General features: G+C 50.5%; 14 protein-coding genes. 4 read left to right on the top strand and 10 right to left on the bottom strand.

What is annotated here, in order from left to right; all coding sequences use genetic code 11:
* Positions 1-351: 351 nt before the first annotated feature.
* From ACW9SV_RS18140 to ACW9SV_RS18130, 3 genes are all read right to left on the bottom strand, one after another.
* Positions 352-963 (bottom strand): cupin domain-containing protein, encoded by a 612-nt coding sequence (locus ACW9SV_RS18140; RefSeq protein ID WP_479558180.1) that lies wholly within the window; start codon positions 961-963, stop codon positions 352-354.
* Positions 960-1,505, bottom strand: coding sequence for an RNA polymerase sigma factor (locus ACW9SV_RS18135; RefSeq protein WP_479558179.1), 546 nt, complete (start codon positions 1,503-1,505; stop codon positions 960-962). The genes ACW9SV_RS18140 and ACW9SV_RS18135 overlap by 4 nt, the downstream gene beginning before the upstream one ends.
* Positions 1,506-1,683: 178 nt before the next feature.
* The gene (locus ACW9SV_RS18130) at positions 1,684-2,601 is read right to left on the bottom strand and encodes a lytic transglycosylase domain-containing protein (RefSeq protein WP_479558178.1); all 918 of its coding nucleotides are present in this window, start codon (positions 2,599-2,601) and stop codon (positions 1,684-1,686) included.
* A 511-nt stretch (positions 2,602-3,112) separates the two neighbouring features.
* Between ACW9SV_RS18130 and ACW9SV_RS18125 the strand changes: the two genes are divergently transcribed.
* Both ACW9SV_RS18125 and hrpB read left to right on the top strand, forming a co-directional pair.
* A complete protein-coding gene (locus ACW9SV_RS18125) occupies positions 3,113-3,604 on the top strand; it encodes a YciE/YciF ferroxidase family protein (protein WP_479558177.1) in 492 nt (163 codons plus the stop codon).
* A gap of 143 nt (positions 3,605-3,747) precedes the next feature.
* Positions 3,748-6,297 carry an ATP-dependent helicase HrpB gene (gene hrpB, locus ACW9SV_RS18120; protein ID WP_479558176.1) on the top strand — a complete coding sequence of 850 codons (2,550 nt, stop codon included), beginning with the start codon at positions 3,748-3,750 and terminating at the stop codon, positions 6,295-6,297.
* Positions 6,298-6,434: 137 nt separating this feature from the next.
* Here the strand turns inward: hrpB and ACW9SV_RS18115 are convergent, their stop codons facing one another.
* The 3 genes from ACW9SV_RS18115 to ACW9SV_RS18105 form a co-directional block, all read right to left on the bottom strand.
* Positions 6,435-6,761, bottom strand: coding sequence for a hypothetical protein (locus ACW9SV_RS18115; protein WP_479558175.1), 327 nt, complete (start codon positions 6,759-6,761; stop codon positions 6,435-6,437).
* 394 nt (positions 6,762-7,155) lie between these two features.
* Entirely contained in the window at positions 7,156-8,022 is an 867-nt protein-coding gene (locus tag ACW9SV_RS18110) for an MBL fold metallo-hydrolase (RefSeq protein ID WP_479558458.1), read from the bottom strand.
* Between the two features lie 152 nt (positions 8,023-8,174).
* The gene (locus ACW9SV_RS18105; protein WP_479558174.1) at positions 8,175-9,194 is read right to left on the bottom strand and encodes a LacI family DNA-binding transcriptional regulator; all 1,020 of its coding nucleotides are present in this window, start codon (positions 9,192-9,194) and stop codon (positions 8,175-8,177) included.
* A 386-nt stretch (positions 9,195-9,580) separates the two neighbouring features.
* Between ACW9SV_RS18105 and ACW9SV_RS18100 the strand changes: the two genes are divergently transcribed.
* The gene (locus tag ACW9SV_RS18100) at positions 9,581-11,074 is read left to right on the top strand and encodes a xylulokinase (protein WP_479558173.1); all 1,494 of its coding nucleotides are present in this window, start codon (positions 9,581-9,583) and stop codon (positions 11,072-11,074) included.
* 10 nt (positions 11,075-11,084) lie between these two features.
* Positions 11,085-12,416, top strand: a complete 1,332-nt coding sequence (xylA, locus tag ACW9SV_RS18095; RefSeq protein WP_479558172.1) for a xylose isomerase — start codon at positions 11,085-11,087, stop codon at positions 12,414-12,416.
* A gap of 399 nt (positions 12,417-12,815) precedes the next feature.
* Here the strand turns inward: xylA and fsa are convergent, their stop codons facing one another.
* From fsa to uxuA, 4 genes are all read right to left on the bottom strand, one after another.
* On the bottom strand, positions 12,816-13,487 hold the full coding sequence (fsa, locus tag ACW9SV_RS18090; protein ID WP_479558171.1) for a fructose-6-phosphate aldolase: 672 nt from the start codon (positions 13,485-13,487) through the stop codon (positions 12,816-12,818).
* A gap of 315 nt (positions 13,488-13,802) precedes the next feature.
* A complete protein-coding gene (locus ACW9SV_RS18085; RefSeq protein ID WP_479558170.1) occupies positions 13,803-16,736 on the bottom strand; it encodes a glycosyl hydrolase 115 family protein in 2,934 nt (977 codons plus the stop codon).
* A 13-nt stretch (positions 16,737-16,749) separates the two neighbouring features.
* A complete protein-coding gene (uxaC, locus tag ACW9SV_RS18080) occupies positions 16,750-18,210 on the bottom strand; it encodes a glucuronate isomerase (RefSeq protein ID WP_479558169.1) in 1,461 nt (486 codons plus the stop codon).
* Between the two features lie 6 nt (positions 18,211-18,216).
* Entirely contained in the window at positions 18,217-19,389 is a 1,173-nt protein-coding gene (gene uxuA, locus ACW9SV_RS18075) for a mannonate dehydratase (protein ID WP_479558168.1), read from the bottom strand.
* Positions 19,390-19,445: the final 56 nt, after the last annotated feature.

Here is a 19,445-nt window from a genome sequence, read left to right as displayed (position 1 = left end):
ACTGTAAAAGAGTCGGGCGTTTATCCTTGAGGATTATTAAAGAGATACTATTTTATATCAAGTTTAACTGTTTAGAATGAATATATTGGAATAGTTTTTTTATACTTCCTTCGTTACTAAACTAAAATAACTATATTTCACCTTCAATACTTACTATTAAGTATTTATTCAGAGGTTTAGTCTATAAGCAAAAAAAGGCCTTTGTAGTTGTACTACGAAGGCCTTTTTTTATAATAAGAAATCAAAAGGAAGTAATTGTGAGTATAGAAGATCACTAGTACTTCCTTTAATAAAGGATCTACAATCTTGTTAGCTACAAACTTCCTGTTAATAAACGACAAGTATTAAGCACTAAGCTGCCAAACGCTGCAGAATCACCTTGCACGGCACTTCAGAAGTCACTTTTACCATATGCCGTTTGTGCAGGGGGATAGAGAAGAAATCACCAGCAGCTAAATGGTTGGGAGTGTCTTCTACTGTGATAGTGCAAGTGCCTTCCACAATTAAAAACATCTCTAATTCGTCATGGTGCATTTCTTCTGGAGCAACGTCCGTGAGCCAGGCAATGGCAGTGGTGGCACTAGGCGTATAGCCTATGATCTTGACAAAGATTTCATCTGCCTGGGGAGGGCGCTGCAGGTCTGCCCGATTTAGCCAGTCGGCATAGTCCTCTACTTTGGATTCTGGCGAAAGGTTGGGCGGGGAAGAGACTGGCTCGCCGTTCTGTAACCGAACCATATAATCTATGGTGGCCAACACCAGTGGCTTAACCGTGCTTTTGGGCTCAACAGCATGCGCAATCGCATATGCCTCAATGCTCCGGCGTATCTGTTCAATTTCTTGTTTGATCTCTGGGTGAGCAGCGGCCATCTGTTCTACCTCCTCTGTTTCCTGCGGGGAGGTAACGCCCATGACAAACAGCTCTAAAATCCCGGATTCTATGTAGTCAGTGATGGGGGTCATGCGGTTTTCTCGGCTGCTATGTGTTTGAAGGCCATTTTTAAACGGCTTTTAAGTTGCTCTTCAGATATACCTAAGGCTTGGGAGGCCTGTAAGCAACTGTACCCTTTGAGGTAAATCAGATCTAAGATGGCACGTTCCTGAGGCTCTAGTTGGCAAAATGCCTCCTTCGTTCGGGCATCCTTTAACAAGGTTTCCTTTGCCTCTTCGTCTTGAATAGTGGAATCAGGTTTACCCTTGGCGTTCAGTTGAAGGTATTTCGCATTTTTCTGGGCTTCCAAGGCAATCCCTCGGGCTAGCGCCAAGCTCCAGGTAAGAAACCGGTTTTGGGAAGGGTCAAAGATGTTAATTCGAGACCAGATGGTGAGAAACGTTTCTTTCAGCACCTCCTCGGCTAATTCTGTTTGAGGTACCATCCGGGAAATCATTCCCATCAACACGGGGGCGTAGGTATCATACAAAAGCCCAAAGGCTTCTTGTTTCCCCTTCCTGATGGCTTCAATCAGCTTCTCTTCTGCTACTCCACCAAACCTGCTTTCAACCATAAAGTCATTTTAAAATGGACTACCTAGACCTACACTCAAAGGTAGGCGCCTCTAAGATACACCAAGGCAGCCTATCCCGCAAGGGAGTACGTTGAGAATGGATTTGCTTCCCTCCTTTTGGTAATTTACAGATTTTCTAGGAACGTTGTTTGATCCTCCAGAAAGTGAAGCCCTTCTTTTACTTAGGCAACTCCAATACAAATTGTTTGCCGGGGGCAACGGTCAGCTTGAAACTCTTGATCCAGGGATTGTAGAGGCGCAAGGTTTTGTAATTGGTGCCCTGGTCTACAGCATATTGGGCCAGATCAGGAATGGTAGAAGTCACCGTTAAGGAACGGGTAGGAAGCGGATCATACCCCTGCTCTTTGGGCAGGTCAAAGCCATACTTCTGCGGATTGCCCAACACTTCTTTCAGCGCCAAGATGCGGAACATGTACCGGGAGGTTTCGTCGTTCAGGTACAAATCATAGTAGGAGCTTACCTTCTGCTGTTCCAAAGCCCGGTCTATCCCCCCTACTCCTCGGTTATAGGCGGCGGCGGCATTGGTCCAAGAGCCGAATTTCTTCTTGGCTGATTTCAAATACCTAACAGCAGCCAATGTAGATTTCTTTACATGGAAACGCTCGTCTACTTCGGCGTTCACCAGCAAGCCGTACCCACGGGCGGTATCGGGCATGAGTTGCCAGAACCCCGAGGCCCCGGCCGGTGACGTCACCTGGCTAAACAGACTCTCGGCTAAGGACAAGTACACAAAATCGGCGGGGATGTCATTTTCCTCCAGCAGGCGTTCAATCTCGGGCTGGTACCGTTGCATCCGTTTCAGGCCAATGAGGGTGGTCGCCTGCAAATAGGAGTTTACCAGCAATTCACGGTCTAATCGCTCGGCCACATCGGGCACGTCTAAGGGTACCGGTTCCCCGGCAAACGTCATAGAAGTAGGTAATGGAGGAGCTTTAATTACATTTCCTCTGGTAAAAGTGGTGCCAGTGCTACTTTCGGGGGCATTTCCATCTTGAAAGGATTGCTGACTGCAAAGATTTAAGGTGATGGCAATGAACCCTAATCCGCCCAGATATTTCCAAATGTTATGTGTCATACGCTTCTCCTTTCCGGCTGTTTCCTTGATTAGAATAACCTTCCTATGCACGTTTTTAGTTTAAGGTTCTTCTCCTTTAACTTCCATTCTACGTGCAATCTCCCTTGCAGAGTACAAGATACGTTCCAAAAAAGTGAGAAGAAACAGGTGTATTTATTGATTCTTAGTCTTTTATAAGTTTTTGTACTCTTTTCACAAAAAGAGCATCAAAAGCGAGCGAATAGTTCTCTAAACCTGGGTAATGACGAAGAAGCCAAGGGTGTAGAATAGCCATACAGCCCTTTAAGACTTGGTAACGTTGGTAGCTTCTAGACCTCTGACCAAATCCGAAAGTCTCCCACTGAAGAGTTTACTTCTTTCACTTCTTGAAAGTGCTTGTGGTTCAAGAAGTGCCCTCCGGCATTCGGTTAAAAGCTAAAATTTAACCCAGTAAAAACCCCTTAGTACTTAACCCAATCCAGACCTCCGCGTATAGACGGTATAATTACAAACCAACAGAACACATAAAACTATGGCTAAGTTAAAAACACTAGAAGACCTGTTTGAGCACCAACTCAAGGACCTATATAGCGCTGAGAAACAAGGTATTGCCGCGTTAACCAAAATGATTAAGGCAACCGAAGATCAGAAGCTGAAGCAGGCCCTTGAGACACACTTGGAAGAAACCAAAGCCCAGAAAGACCGTTTGGAGCAAGTGTGCGAACTGGTAGGCACCAGCCCTGGACGCATCAAATGCAAAGCCATGGAAGGCTTGGTAGAGGAAGGCGAGGAAACCATTGAGGAGGATGCCACTCCAGAAGTGAAAGATGCCGGCCTAATTGCTTCTGTGCAGCGCATGGAGCACTATGAAATTGCCGGTTACGGTACTGCCGCTCACTTTGCCGAGCGTTTAGGCCATGCAGAGGCCGCGAAACTTCTAAGACAAACCTTGGAAGAAGAGCAAAAAACCGATACCCTGTTGAACGACCTGGCCAAGAGCTACATCAACGAGAAAGCTGAATAGCTTACCTCTTGAGCATAACAGGAAAGCCTGTTCTTCTAGGAGAGCAGGCTTTCCTGTTATTAGGCCTTTCTGGTAAAACCAAGGTAAAAATATCTACCGGGCACAGGTGAGTTTAAAAGAGGAATCCCGAAATTTGGGAGAACATGTCACGTACCAATTCCCTCTCCTTTTTACCTGAGTTACCTGTCAAAGAAGCCCTGCCGCGGCTGCTTACCGCGCTGGAAGATAATTCTAGGGCTGTATTGGAAGCACCGCCGGGCGCCGGTAAAACTACCCTGGTTCCCTTAGCCTTATTAGACGCCACTTGGCGGAACGGCGGAAAAATCATCATGCTGGAGCCCCGGCGTTTGGCTGCCCGCGCCGCTGCCCAGCGCATGTCCGATTTACTGGGCGAAGAAGTAGGGCAAACCGTTGGGTACTGGGTGCGCATGGAGCACATTGTCTCTGACAAAACCCGAATTGAGGTAGTGACCGAAGGGATCTTAACGCGCCTGTTGCAGAGTGACCCGGCCCTGGAGGGAGTAGCCGCTATCATTTTTGATGAGTTTCACGAAAGAAGCTTGCAAGCCGATGTAGGCCTAGCTTTGGCGTTAGATGCCCAGACCGTGCTCCGGCCCGATCTTAGGATTTTGGTTATGAGTGCCACCTTGAATGCCACCTCCGTCGCCAACTGGTTAGAAGCCCCCGTGGTGAAAAGCGAAGGGCGGCAGTTCCAAGTGGAGACCCATTACCTTTCCCCCGCTGAGATGGCCTCCGCCGGCCAAAAACCCGCCGAGCGTTTAACGAACCTTTTACCGAAATCCATCAGAAAAGCCTTACAGGAAGAACCCGAGGGTGACGTGTTGGTTTTCCTACCTGGCATGGGAGAGATGCGGCGGGTAGCCCAAGCTTTAGAAGGCAAACTTGCTTCTAACATTGACCTGCACCTCCTCCATGGCGACCTAAACCTCACCCAGCAGTTGGCCGCGATCCGACCTGCCCCGGCAGGAAGGCGCAAGATTGTGCTGGCCACCAGCATTGCCGAGACCAGTTTGACTATTGAAGGCGTGAAAGTGGTCATTGACGGCGGCTTTGCCCGGGTTCCTAAGTTTATCCCCCGTATTGGGCTAACCACGCTGGCGACTATCCCAGTTTCCCGCGCGGCCGCAGACCAACGGCGGGGCCGGGCCGGGCGTTTGGGTCCGGGGGTGTGTTACCGGATGTGGTCTTCCGCCGATCAACTTCAGTTAGCCGACCGGCAGACTCCGGAGATTTGTGAGGCCGATTTAACCGGCTTGGCCTTAGAGCTTTCCATTTGGGGTGCTCAGGAGGTCTCTGATCTGAAGTGGCTTGATACCCCACCTGCTCCCGCCCTTTCCCTTGCCCGCGACCTTTTGATTCGTTTGGAGGCACTTGATAAAACAGGCAAAGCCACCGCACACGGGAAAGCCTTGGCGGCTCTGGGGTTGTCGCCGCGATTGGGCCATTTGGTGGTGCGCGGACATGCTTTGGGGTTAGGAGCCACCGCCTGCGAGATCGCTGCCCTTCTCTCTGACCGGGATATTCTGAAGCCGATGCAAATCTCTTGGGCTGATCCGCTCCCGGATTTAACCTTGCGGCTGGAACTACTAGACGGCCAATCACCTCCCACCCCTGGCTACGTGGTGGATGGCAACACCGTCCGGAAAATACGGGAACAAGCCCAAAACCTGAGGCAGCGCATCCGGGAGAAAAGAAGCCCCATCAATTTCGGCGCCACTGGTTTATTAACGGCCCTTGCCTACCCCGATCGCCTTGCCCAGCGGGAAACCTCCGGGCGGGTCCGGTTAATCTCTGGCCAGCGGGCGGCACTGCAAACCGAGCTCTTTGGCGAAGCGGAGTTCTACGCCATCGCCCACATGGAACTGGGCACCAAACCCCGGGTCTTGACGGCGGCGCCCGTCAGCAAGGTGGAGTTGCTCACCCATTTCGCCAACCAGATGGAACGGGTAGAGGAAGTACGTTGGGATTCTACCTCAGAAAAAGTCATTGCCCGCCAGATCACCCGAATGGGTGCCCTGACCTTGGAGGAAACTACCATCACCCAACCCAACCAGGAACTGGCCGCACAGGCATTGGTACAGGCTCTAAAAGAAAAAGGGATAGAACGCCTGCCATGGTCAGAGGAGGCCCAAAAGACCTTAAAGCGGCTTACCTTCCTGCACCAGCTAGACCCGGAGCAATGGCCTGATATCAACTTTACTGCTTTGGAAGGAACGATGGAGGACTGGCTTTTACCGCATCTGGTTGGCTTGAGAACGCTGGAACAGGTTGCCCGGCTAGACTTCAAAGAAATCTTGCTGGCTGATCTTACCTGGGAGCAGCGGCAGGAGATGGACCGGTTGGCTCCATCGCACCTGGAGGTGCCCAGTGGGTCCAGGATTGGTGTGGATTACACAGACCCTACAACGCCTGTGTTGGCAGTTCGGCTACAAGAAGTTTTCGGGATGTTGGATACTCCGCGCGTTGGGGGTGGTAGGGTACCCGTGCTCATGCACCTGCTTTCCCCGGCCTCACGACCCGTGCAAGTTACCCGCGACCTGCGAAGTTTCTGGAGCACCGGGTATTTTGACGTGCGTAAAGATTTGAGAGGCCGCTACCCCAAACACCATTGGCCCGATGATCCACTTTCTGCAGTACCCACCCGAGGAACCAAGAAAAGACCACAACCCTAATCCCGGAAGAGTTGCCTTACCTCTATCAAAGTCCTTGTCAACTAGGGTACAGATTCAGTCTTGTTTTGCCTAAAAAGCCTGAAAACAACAAAGGGGAAGCAGAAGCTTCCCCTTTGTTGTTTTAGAATAAAGCCAGATTATTTTCCAGCGTTTCTAACCTCGGCGTTAGCGCCTTCCGGACGCTCTGGTCCGTCTTTTTCGCCATCAGAGCCTTTCACTTTTACTAATTTGTTGTAAAGGCCTAATAACAAGAATGGAGCTGGCCACTGTCCTACAAACAGGGCTTCATCATCCTTTTTCATGATTTTCAAGGTAGCAGACACTGCCATGGAGCCAAGGGCGGCCCACAGGAAAAGGTCAGAAGGCAACTTGGCAGTATACTCTTCAATGCTACGAGCTACTGGTCCTTCTTTATGGTCTGGGTTGTAGTTATCAGCTGCTTCTTTGATGCTTGATACGTCCATAGTTTTAATAGATTATAATTTGTGGTACATGAGTATCAAAACGTAGGAAGCATTTATAGGGTTTGAAAATTTGAACAAGAAGTGAGGTGAATACCTTTTCCTTTCCCTGAACAAGCCCCAAAATAGGATAGCTTAAGTAGAGAAACAGATTGTTTTTACCCTTAAAAACAAAAGGGAAAGAGCGAAAAATGTGCTCGGTTTTATAAAGTAAATTTTCGGCTTATCCTTCAAAAATGGTCTTTTATATCTGGTATGATTGACGCTAAAAGCCTCTTGAAAAACAAGTCCTTCTAAAGCAAAGGGACAGCCTTATACAAGCAGGATAGAAAATCGTTTTGGTAGGCTTTCTAAGAAAAGCGCCTAAAATCAGCTTCTTTCAAAGCCCAATTTGCTTCTAAAACAATTCCAGGGTTAGCTGATCTTGATTTTTGACGGGCTTCCGTTTCAGCAATGGCGTAGGTAAAGCTGGGGAAAAAGGAGGTATTACCACTGGTTCGCCGGTAATGTGGTACACCGAGGTTTCTTCATACCTGGAGGCTACCACAACCTGGGTACCGGCTGCGTGGGAAGTGAATAGGTCTTTTACCAGGGTAGGGCAATTGTTGTCTTTAGAAAGGTGCCCCAGCAGCACGTGGCTCATGAAACTTGGCTTGTACCCGGTAAACAGATTTAGTGCTTGCCGGTTAGAAAGGTGCCCATGATTCCCCCTGATCCGGACTTTTAGGTGGTACGGATAATGGCCTTTGTCCAGCAATTCATCGTCGTAGTTTGTTTCCAGGAAAGCGGCATGGCACAGTTGGAATTGCCGAATCACGTGGTCACAGGGTGCTCCAATATCGGTGAAAACCCCAATATTTATTCCTTCTCCAGAGATGAGGAAGCTGTGCGGGTCTGCGGCATCATGAAATTTGGGGAACCCTAAAACAGAAAGCCCTCCTATTTGCACAGGTTCGTAGGCCAGAAAAGAATTTACCAGTTGGTGGTCCAACCCGAACCGCATGTTGTTGAGGGTGGCCGGGGTAATATAAACAGGAATTCTATACTTCTTGGCCAGTACGGGCAGCCCTTTGATATGGTCAGAGTGCTCGTGCGAGATGAAAATAGCTTTTACTTTGTCAATGGAAAGGCCCTGCCGTTTCATCCTGGTTTCGGTTTCCCGGCACGAAATCCCCACATCTACCAACACAGCCTCCTGCTCATTACCTATGTAATAGCAGTTCCCGTTACTCCCCGACGCCAACGATGCAATGATCAACCCCATAGAGGTACAAAAGTAAGGCAAGTTTCTCTGAATCTCTACTCCTGCTTAGAACAAGCTGTTATATAAACCTTCACCTTATTAACATATTAATTAAGGCAAAGACAAGCACCGCTCTTGAATTGGCATGCTCCTAATAAAGCCCTCTTCAGAGCTTACCTTGGCTGGGAAGATTTACGCGGAATCAGGATGGGGTCTAAGACAATGCGTTCTGGGGTAGTGCCGTAGAAATCTTTGTTCCCGATCAACTTCAGGAACAGGTGAGCGGTCTCCTCTCCCATCTTTATGGTTTGCTGGTCAACGGTAGAAAGCGAAGGTGTCACGAAGGCGCCAAAAGCTTCGTTGGCAAAGCCCATCACCCCCATCTCCTCGGGCACCTTGATTCCTCTCTCCAGTAAAACCTGCAGCGCCCCCATGGCAGTGTAATCCTCAGCGGCAAACACGGCATCCACTTCTTCTTTTCCCTCTAATACCTTCAGGATTGACTCTTTCCCGAAATCAAGGGATAGCCTGCCTTTGAAGATAAGCTTCTCCTGTACCGGAAGGTTGTTTTTCTCCAAGGCATCGCGGTAACCCCTAAAGCGCTCCTTGAAAATGGTCAGGTTACGGTCTGTGGTGAAGTGCGCGATGCTTTTGTAGCCCTGGTCAATCAAGTGCTGCGTGGCCACAAACCCGGCTTGGTAGTCATTGATGGTCACTGACGGTACCGGTAATTCATTGATGGCCCGGTCAAAGAACAACAGCGGCACCTGGCGTTTACTGATCTGCTCATAGAACTCCCGTCCCTCAATTTCCCCCGAAACAGAGGAGATGATCCCATCCACCCTGGACTGCAAAAACGTCTCAATCCCTTTCTGCTCCTGCGAGAGTGACTCACCGGTCTGGAATAGGAGCATGCTGTAACCGTTCTCGTTCATAACCCGCTCAATCCCATGCACCACCGAACTAAAGAAGCTGGTATCCAGGCTGGGCACGATGATCCCGATAACGTTGGTCCGTCCCGATCGCAGCGAAGAGGCCAGTTTGTTCTGCTGGTAATTTAGGCGTTTGGCCGTTTCCAGGACGGCTGCTTTGGTAGCCGCGCTGATGGCCGGATGGTCGTTGAGTGCCCGGGCCACCGTAGAGAAGGTCACGTCTAATTCCCGTGCAATATCATGTATGGTTGTCTTCTTCAAGGGATTTACTGCGTGCAAAAAGTACTTACCTGTTCATTTTTAAGTCCTTAAAGCTATTCAAAATACTTTGCTTTTAAAGCCCCTTTTCGCAGAAAGCGCCTCAAAGCAGAAAGACAATTTAGGCAATGACTTAAAAACAAAAACTGAGGTTTGTAGTAAAACCTTAACTATAAACTACTTAATTATTTACTTAAGATGAGCTTTTCACTAGGTTTACATCCTCTTTTTCTTAAAAACTGCCGGTTTTTAGCTCAAGGATTTCATAATCTGGAATTTTTACCTTAAACTTATGCCAACGTTGGCACAAACATCGGCAGCAGACCGGTCTATTCAGAAGTTTTGCTCTGGCCTACGTCTGACATTGGTTTGAAAATATAACGTAATATATGCTCCTATTAGGAATAGACGTAGGTACCTCCTCCATCAAAGCTTCAGTGGTAGACGCGGCCACGCAGAAAAGCCTGGCTTCGGCTCAGTTTCCAGAAACTGAGTCCAAAATCAATTCCTTGCAACCAGGTTGGGCCGAGCAGTCGCCTGAGATGTGGTGGGAGCATGCCCAAAAAGCCATCCAGAAAGTAAATGCCTCTGGTGCGTACAACCCTGCTGATATCGGTGCCATTGGGATCGCTTACCAGATGCACGGCTTGGTAATTGTGGACCAAAACCAGGAGGTGCTGCGGGAATCCATCATCTGGTGTGACAGCCGCGCAGTGCCGTATGGTCAAAAAGCGCTGGAGCACATTGGCCAGGAACAAAGCCTTTCGCGCTTGCTGAACTCACCGGGTAACTTCACCGCCGCCAAATTGGCCTGGGTAAAGGAAAACGAGCCTGAAACGTTCAGCAAAATTTACAAGATCATGCTGCCCGGCGACTACATCGCTATGAAACTCACCGGCGAGATCACTACCAGCGTATCGGCCTTGTCAGAAGGTATTTTCTGGGATTTCCAGAAAGACGAAGTGTCTGAGGATGTGATGAACTTCTTCGGTTTCAGTCAGGACATCATCCCTGAGGTACGGCCTTTATTCTCTTCGCACGGCGAAGTAAAGCCTGACATTGCCTCCTCTTTATCCCTGACGGCAGGTATCCCGGTTTCCTATAAATCAGGAGACCAACCCAACAATGCGCTTTCCTTGAACGTGCTTAATCCCGGCGAAGTAGCGGCCACGGCTGGCACCTCGGGGGTGATTTACGGGGTGAGTGACCAGTTGGTGTATGACCCGCAGTCGCGCGTGAACACCTTTGCGCACGTGAACTATGCCCCAGACTCCAAGCGCGTGGGCGTGCTCATGAACATCAACGGCACGGGCATCATGAACAGCTGGGTGAAGGAAAACATGGGGCAAGGCCTCTCCTACCCGCAGATGAACGAGGAAGCCCTGAAAACCCCGGTAGGTAGTAACGGTTTGCGCATTTTCCCATTCGGGAATGGGGCCGAGCGCGTGTTCAACAACCGCATCATCGGGGCGCAGTTCCATAACTTAAACTTTAACTTACATACCAAAGCCCATATTTTCAGGGCTGTGCAGGAAGGCATCGCCTTTACTTTCCGCTACGGGTTAGACATCATGCGGGAGAACGGCATGAACCCTCAGGTAATCAGGGCCGGAAACGCCAACATGTTCCTGAGCGACTTGTTTGCCCGAGCCTTTGTCAACGCCACCGGCGTACCCGTGGAACTGTACCAGAACGATGGAAGCGTAGGAGCCGCTTTAGGAGCGGGCATTGGAGCCAAAGCCTTTAGCTCTGCGCAGGAAGCCTTCAGCCGGTTTGAGCGCCTGAAAGTGATTGAGCCTACCCAGACCGAAGCCTACGAGGCGGAGTACCAGGAGTGGAACGCTTTATTAAAGAAACAATTAAGACTAATTTTAACACCATAAATACCAAACCATGGCAAATCTAACATTAGGAGACAAGGAGTACTTTAAAGGCATTGGCCAAATAAAATTTGAAGGGCTGGAGTCAGACAACCCGTTGGCGTACCGCTGGTACGACGAAAACCGTGTGGTAGCAGGCAAAACTTTGAAAGAACATTTCAAGTTCTCTGTGGCCTACTGGCACTCATTTAACGCCAACGGTTCTGATCCATTCGGAGGTCCTACCTTGAACTTCGCCTGGGATGAGAGCTCCGATGTGATTGAGCGCGCCAAAGCCAAAATGGACGCTGCGTTTGAGTTCATCACCAAAATGGGCATGCCGTACTATTGCTTCCATGATGTGGATGTGGTTGATTATGGCAATGACATTGTAGAAAACGAGCGTCGTTTGCAGACCATGGTAGAGTACGCGAAGCAGAAACAAGCCGAAAGCGGCGTGAAACTGCTTTGGGGTACTGCCAACGTGTTCTCGCACCAGCGTTACATGAACGGCGCCTCTACCAACCCAGATTTCCATGTATTGACGCACGCTGCCGCCCAGGTGAAAGCAGCCCTGGATGCGACGATTGCCTTAGGTGGTGAGAACTACGTGTTCTGGGGTGGTCGTGAAGGCTACATGACCCTGCTGAACACCAACATGAAACGCGAGCAAGAGCACCTGGCCCGCTTCCTGCACTCCGCGAAAGACTATGCCCGTGCCCAAGGATTCAAAGGTACCTTCTTCATTGAACCTAAGCCGATGGAGCCTACCAAGCACCAGTACGACTACGATTGCGCTACCGTGATCGGGTTCCTGCGTCAGCATAACTTATTGGATGATTTCAAAATCAACATCGAAGTAAACCACGCCACTCTGGCGGGCCACACCTTCCAACACGAACTTCAGGTGGCAGCTGACGCTGGTATGCTGGGTTCTGTAGATGCCAACCGCGGCGACTACCAGAATGGCTGGGATACTGACCAGTTCCCGAATAACCTGAACGAGTTGACCGAAGCCATGCTGATCTTCCTGGAGGCTGGTGGCTTGCAAGGCGGTGGCGTGAACTTTGACGCTAAAATCAGAAGAAACTCTACTGACCCAGCAGACTTGTTCTACGCTCACATTGGTGGTGCCGATACCTTCGCCCGTGCCCTGATCACCGCTGACAACATCCTGCAAAACTCTGATTACCTCAAAATCCGTCAGGAGCGTTACGCTTCTTTTGACAGCGGCAAAGGCCAGGAGTTTGAGCAAGGAAAACTGAAGCTGGAGGATCTACGCGCTTACGCGATTGAGCAAGGTGAGCCAACCCTGCAAAGCGGTCGTCAAGAGTACTTAGAGAATCTGATCAACCGGTTCATTTAGTCTCTTTTGCTTGGAGTTCTAACTTCCAGGTTAGACTTTAAACGGTGAAGCCTAGATTGAAAACGCCTCACCTTGAATAAACTATAAAGGAGGAACATGAGCTAGCCCCATGGTGCATGGATCTTGTTCTTCCCAAATAAGAGTTGTCTGTCAACACTCAATTTGTTTTTTCATGTACCTAAATAAAAAAGGCTGCTTCTATTGGAGGCAGCCTTTTTCTTATTCTAAATGTTACTTTTGGATAGAAACCTTTCTTTCAAACAGCCCTATTTTTAATCCTTACAAGCAGTTTTAGCCCTGATTTCTACAAACCTGGCCAAAAAGGACCTGCACAAAAAAAATCGGGCTTTTCAGGGCCCGATTCTATTTACCTTACGAAAACAAAGGTTCCATCCAGCACTAAGCTTGGTGCATGATCTCCTTCATTTTTTCAGCATCTGCCACGAATTTTGCTAATCCACTGGCGGTAAGTGGGTGTGTCAACAAGCCCAAAATCGGCTCTAGCGGACAGGTGCAGACATGCGCCCCGGCCTCAGCACATTTCACGATGTGCATGGAGCTACGGATAGAGGCCGCCAGGATTTGGGTAGAGTACCCTTGAATAGCGTAGATATTAGCAATCTGCTCAATCAACTGCACTCCATCCCAACCAATGTCATCCACGCGCCCCAAGAACGGAGACACATAGGTAGCACCGGCTTTGGCGGCCAAAATTGCCTGTCCTGCAGAGAACACCAGTGTACAGTTGGTTTTAATACCGTTATCGGTGAAGTACTTAATGGCTTTAAGGCCGTCTTTGATCATAGGTACTTTCACCACAATATTGGGGTGCAAAGCCGCCAGGATTTTGCCTTCCTCTACCATGGAATCGAAGTCAGTGGAAAGTACTTCGGCACTGATGTCACCGTCTACAATCTCACATATTGCCTTGTAGTGATCCAAAGTAGCCTGTTCTCCCTTGATACCTTCTTTGGCCATGAGAGACGGGTTGGTGGTTACGCCGTCCAGAATACCCAGATCATGGGCTTCTTTGATGTGGGCCAGGTTGGCCGTGTCAATGAAAAACTTCATAGTATGCTGTTTTTAGGTTTCTTTTTTCAATCTGATCTACCCAATCTTGTTCAGATCTGGAGTTCAATTTAAAGATAAGTTTTAAATAAATGTTATAATGACAATTATTTAAAATCTAGATTAAATCGTCTTGTTTCTTTACTCCTTTTTAGAACTAAAGGATACCAAATAGCAAGATCATCACCAATCTCGTTAAACATAAATATTCACCTAGAGACATCAATGTTGATTAAAGATTTTAGACCCCAAGCCGGAGCTTCCCTTTCTCCCAAAGCGTATTGGGCCTGATTATTTAAAAACAGGCCCAATACGCATTTACTTCGCTTGCTTTGCAGATAAGTTGGCACCCTCTGGTGGTCCCAGGTAGCTGGGTTTCAACCCACCGGCATCTACTACAATCTTCTGCAGCACCACACCAGAATCTACCATCCAGAACTTGAGCACGTGCTCGCCCGGTTTGGTTAACTGGTGTTTGGAGATGGTCAGGTTGATGTTGTTGGCCACGTTCTTGTTCCACTCGCGCTCAGACTTATCAGTGTGGATGTTGATGATCTGCGGCTTTTCATCGTCAAAGGAGATGGCATAGCGCAGCCCTTGGGTGTTATGGAAATTTAGGGTTGGAGCTAGCATCACCTGTACGTTTACCTCGCCGCCTTTCTGCAGGTACACTTTGTACTGCAGGTGCGGACTGTTTCCGCCGGGTGTCTGGCTAGGAGCAGTAACCGGTACAGTGGTCATAGCCGAAGCGGTGCGACCCAGATCCGGGATCAACTGCCATTGGATGTTGTCTCCGTTCACGGCACCGGTGAAGTGCTCTGCCTCTATGGAAACGTAGCCGTTGCTCTCCACAAAGCCCTCGGAGGGGTTGGCTGTGGTTAGCGCTGGTTCCACAGTAGCTTGTACCGTCACGCTTTTTCCTTTAGGACCCGTAATGGTCAGCGAGGCGCGCTGCGGACCGGCTGGTACGTTGGCCCAATCTACGCTCACCCACAGGCGCTGCTCTTTCGCTACGGTGCCTTTCTCCTGCGATACCTTAAGCCACGGAGCGCTGGCTTTGATGGTGTAATCAAACGGTTGCAGACCGCGGTTGAAGATTTCCAGGTAATGGCCTTGTTTCTGGTACGGCGAGAAAGCCGGCAGCAGAGCAGCTTCTTTCGCCTGCGGCCACCATTGTGCGGAGCCTTCCACGGCCACGCCCATATCTGCGGCGGTAGGAACAGAAAGTTGCTTCACTTCCGGCATCACGTCTTTTTCGGGCTGCTGCCAATAGGTGTAGCTGATGTGCGTTTGTGACATCATGTGGTTCCACTTACCGCCGGCAATGTTCTTGTGGAAATACTCCGTCAGTTCAGCGTCTTTCTCAAACAAGCGCTTCACTTTGGCAGCCATGTCATTGGTAGTGTTTCTGCCCTGGCTGGCGTAAAACCGGTTGAGCCCTGTGGTCACGTGCAGCTCGTTCAAATTCGCGCAGGCTTTGATGGGGAACAGCACCAATTGGTAGTACGCATCACGGTACTCGGCCGGCAGGGCGGCGTTGATGCGCTCCGCTTCCTGAGCCAAGCGGTTATAATCGGCTACTACCCTTTCGGCTTCCTGGTAGTTGGTGAGGCTGTAGGTGTTAGGAGACAGCAGCTCTGGCTTGCGGCGGCTGTTGTATTTAGTGTATTTAGAGAGCATCTGGGCAATAGCCGAAGCGTGCTCGGGTCCAAACTGGCGCTCGGCCCACAAGCGGGTGTATTCCTCTAGGCGCTCGGCGGGCCACTTTTCTGGGTTCCAGGCGTAATCCAGGAAGAACTCCGTGGGGAACTCCATGGGTTTGATGTCGCCCACGTTCACAATCCAGATGCGGTCGGCTTTGTGCTGGTAGGCCAGGTGCATCTGTTCCCAAATACGCGGAATGGGGTTCGTATTGAGCCATTTATAGTTTCTAGGGCCGCCCACGTAGTCAAAGTGGTAGTAGATGCCGTACCCACCGGAGTGCTGTTTTTCTCCTGGTTTTGGTAGTTTACGGATATTTCCCCAGTTGTCATCGGCCAGTAACAGAGTTACGTCATCAGGAACGCGCATGCCTTTGTCATAGTAGTCCTGCACTTCTTTGTACAAAGCCCACAGCTGCGGTATTTGCGAAGCGTCTTTGCCGGTGACCTCAGAGATGATCTTGCGCTGGTCGGCCACGATGCGCTCCAGCAACCCAATGTTGCTTTCTTCGCTCATGGGTTCGTCGCCGTCGCCGCGCATACCCACGGTCACGATGTTCTCGAAGCCGTTCATGCGTTTGATGCCGCCGGTCCAGAACTCGCGCAGTTTCTCGGCGTTGGTGTTGTAGTTCCAGGGACCGCCCCCGTTGCGGCGCCACTCGTCATGGGCGCGGGCCAGCGGCTCATGGTGCGAGGTGCCCATCACCACCCCGTACAAATCGGCGGTTTGCGGGTTGATCTTGTCATCGTCGCTGAAGGCGCTGCCCCACATGGCCGGCCACAGGTAATTGCCCTTCATGCGCAGAATCAGCTCAAATACCTTCTCGTAGAACTTGTGGTTGAACCCTCCAAACTGCTGCTTAGCCCAATTGGAAAGTGCCGGGGCTTCGTCGTTGATGAAAATTCCGCGGTATTTCACCTTTGGCTCCCCTTTGGAGTGGCGGCCTTCCTGCACATACAAGTTCTGCTGCTGCTTTACCGGCACATCGGCCCACCAGTACCACGGCGACACGCCAATTTGCTGAGACACGTCATAAATGCCATAGATGGTACCGCGTTTGTCGCTACCAACAATTACCAGGGCTTCGTCAACCCCTTTCATGGGTTTCTTCACAGTCTGCACCACAAAGGTTTCCCATTTGCCAGCCAAGTCTTTTACGTCCAGCTTTTTGCTTTTCACCAGTTGATCAATGAGCGGGCTTTTGCCCAGCGTCCCCACCAGCACCAGCGTCTTGGTTATAGGAGTTTTCTTCCCAACAGTTAGAGCAGGCTCTGTTTTGGTTACGCGCTGCACATCGGCCTGCAGGTCTTTCAGGGCCCTGATAACACCCGGAAAATCCGATTCATGGATGAAGAAAGAAGCTGTTTTACCAGACTCTGCCAACGGGAAGGCATTGCCCTTTTTCTGATTGGAGACATAGGAAACATCGTCCAGCGCGAAAGCGGCCGGAGCCACGAACAAAATAAGTAGCACCAGAATCAGCTTTCGCCAAGTGGCTTTAGGCCTGATCTGCGTTTCTGAGCTGTTTTGAGTAAAAGTGACGTACTTCATGCGGGGAAATCAATTAAGAGGGAAAGTAGTTTTTGGCGTTGTAGTAGCAGATGTCCTGCACCATTTTGCCCATCCAGGGCAGGTCCATAGGCAACAAACCGCGCTCCATCTCCTCCCCTAGCAGGTTGCACACCAACCGCCGGAAATACTCATGGCGGGAGTACGACAGGAAGCTGCGAGAATCTGTGAGCATGCCCACGAAACAGCTGATGAGCCCCATGCTGGACAAAGCATCTAGCTGCTGCTTCATGCCATCCAGGTTATCCAGGAACCACCACGCCGAACCGAACTGCATCTTGCCTTTAATGCCGCCTCCCTGGAAGTTCCCGATCATGGTGGCAAAAGCTGCGTTGTCAGCGGGGTTCAGGTTGTAGATGATGGTTTTGGTGAGGCAGTTTTCCTGTTCCAGTTGGTTGAAGAAATCGGCCATGGCGTGGATCTGCGGATAATCCCCGATGGAGTCATACCCCGTATCAGGACCGTTCACTTGCAGCATGCGGCGATTGTTGTTCCGGATGGCTCCTACGTGGAATTGCTGCACCCAGCCCTTCTGGTAATACATGCGGCCCAACTCCACCAGCAGAAAACGGGCGAAGGCATCGTGGTACTGAACCGCTTCCCGGTCATCGCCCTGCAGTACATCGGTAAACACCTTGTTCAATTGGTGCAGCGATACCTGTCCCAAGGGCAGGTTGGTCAGGCCATGGTCTGAGATGCGGCAGCCGTGCGCGTGGAAGTAGTTGACCCGGTTTTCCAAGGCTTCCAGCAGGCTGTCCAGGTTGAAGATCTCGGAGCCGGTAACGCTGGCCAGTAGCCGGATGTAGTCGCGAAACGCCTCTCCGCCGGAAAGATTCAGGACTTTATCGGGCCGGAAGGAAGGCAACACTTTGGTCTGGAAAGAAGACTCTACCAGCTGCTCATGGTACGCCAGATCATCAGTAGGGTCATCGGTGGTGCCCACCATTTCAACCCCAAAGTGCGTCAGGAGGCCTTGCGGGGTAAATTCTGGTTTCTGCAGCAGCCCGTTGCAGTGCTCGTACACCTCAAGGGCATTGAACTCAGTGAGCAACTCGTCTACCCCAAACGGGTTCTGCAGTTCCATGTGGGTCCAGTGGTACAAAGGATTGCGAACGGTATACGGCACCGCCGAGGCCCACTTCACAAACTTCTCTTCGTCTGTGGCCTTGCCGGTGATGTATTTTTCCTCCAGGCCCAGCGTGCGCAGCGCCCGCCACTTGTAATGGTCACCTGCCAGCCAGATCTGGGTCATGTTGGCGTAATTGACATTGGCCGCGATGGCCTCTGGCGACAGGTGACAATGGTAATCAATGATGGGCAGGCCTTTGGCATACCCATGGTACAGTTGCTTGCTGGTTTCGGTCTGCAAGAGGAAATCTTCATTCAGAAACGTGTTCAATGAAGGCTGCGGACTACGAGGAGCAACGGAAGACGGGAGAATGAAGCTCTCTTGCATAAGAAATTAGCTGTTACCGTAAATAGTTCTTTCAATACCCATCTCTAATCCGCGCAGCTCTGCCAGTCCTCTCAAACGACCAATGGCCGAGTAACCCGGGTTGGTGACTTTGTGCAGGTCATCCAGCATCTGGTGCCCGTGATCTGGCCGGAACGGAATGGGCTCCTGTCTCTCGCGGTTAATGGCCACCAGCTCACGCATCACGCCATACATGTCTACATCGCCGGCCAGGTGGTCAGACTCATAGAAGTTGCCCATGGCGTCTTTCTTCACGTTGCGCAGGTGCGCAAAGTACACGCGGTGCCCCACTGATTTCAGGATTTCTACCGGGTTGTTGTGCGGCCCGGCTCCCAGGGAACCCGTGCAGAAACAGATGCCGTTGGGTTCGCGGTCTACCCGCTTGATGATGAACTCCAGGTCTTCTTTGTTGGAAGCGATGCGCGGCAAGCCCAGAATTGGATAAGGCGGATCATCTGGGTGAATGGTCATTTTGAGGCCGTTTTCCTCACAAACGTCCATAATCGATTCCAGGAAGTAGGCCAGGTTCTCGCGCAAGCCCGCGTGGCCTATGTTCTTGTAGATCTCGATGCTCTGGGTTAGGTGCTCCAGCTCAATGTAGCCTTCCATGGGAACGCCCATCCGGATGATCTCGCTCAGTTCATCCAGTTGCTGCTGTGAGTATGTGTTGAATCTTTCCTTGGCCTGTTGCACCACTTCAGGCGCGTAGTCCTGCTCGGCTCCTTCTCTTTTCAGGATAAACAGGTCAAACACGGCCAGATCAGACCAGTCAAAGTAGAGGGCTTTGGCCCCGTTCCACATCTCCAGCGCCAGGTTGGTTCTGGTCCAGTCAAGCACGGGCATGAAGTTGTAGCAGATGGTCTTCAGGCCGCAGGCAGCCAGGTTGCGCAAGGATTGGCGGTAATTTTCTAAATACTGCTCATAATTGCCGGTGCGGGTTTTGATGGATTCATGTACCGGCACGCTTTCCACCACAGCCCAGGTAAGGCCGCTTTCCTCAATAATGCGTTTCCGCTCCTGGATTACCTCCAGGGGCCAAACGGCGCCGTGGGGAACATGGTGTAAGGCACTCACAATACCGGTAGCCCCGGCTTGTTTCACATCCTGCAGAGTCACTGGATCATTGGGTCCGTACCATCTCCAGCTTTGAAGTAATGACATAAAATGGTTCTTTAAATATGACTTGATCTTACCTGTTTGAGGTAAAACTGGGGTAA

This window comes from Rufibacter sp. JT20002 (assembly GCF_056491185.1).
This window is presented reverse-complemented; position numbering and strand designations above follow the sequence as displayed.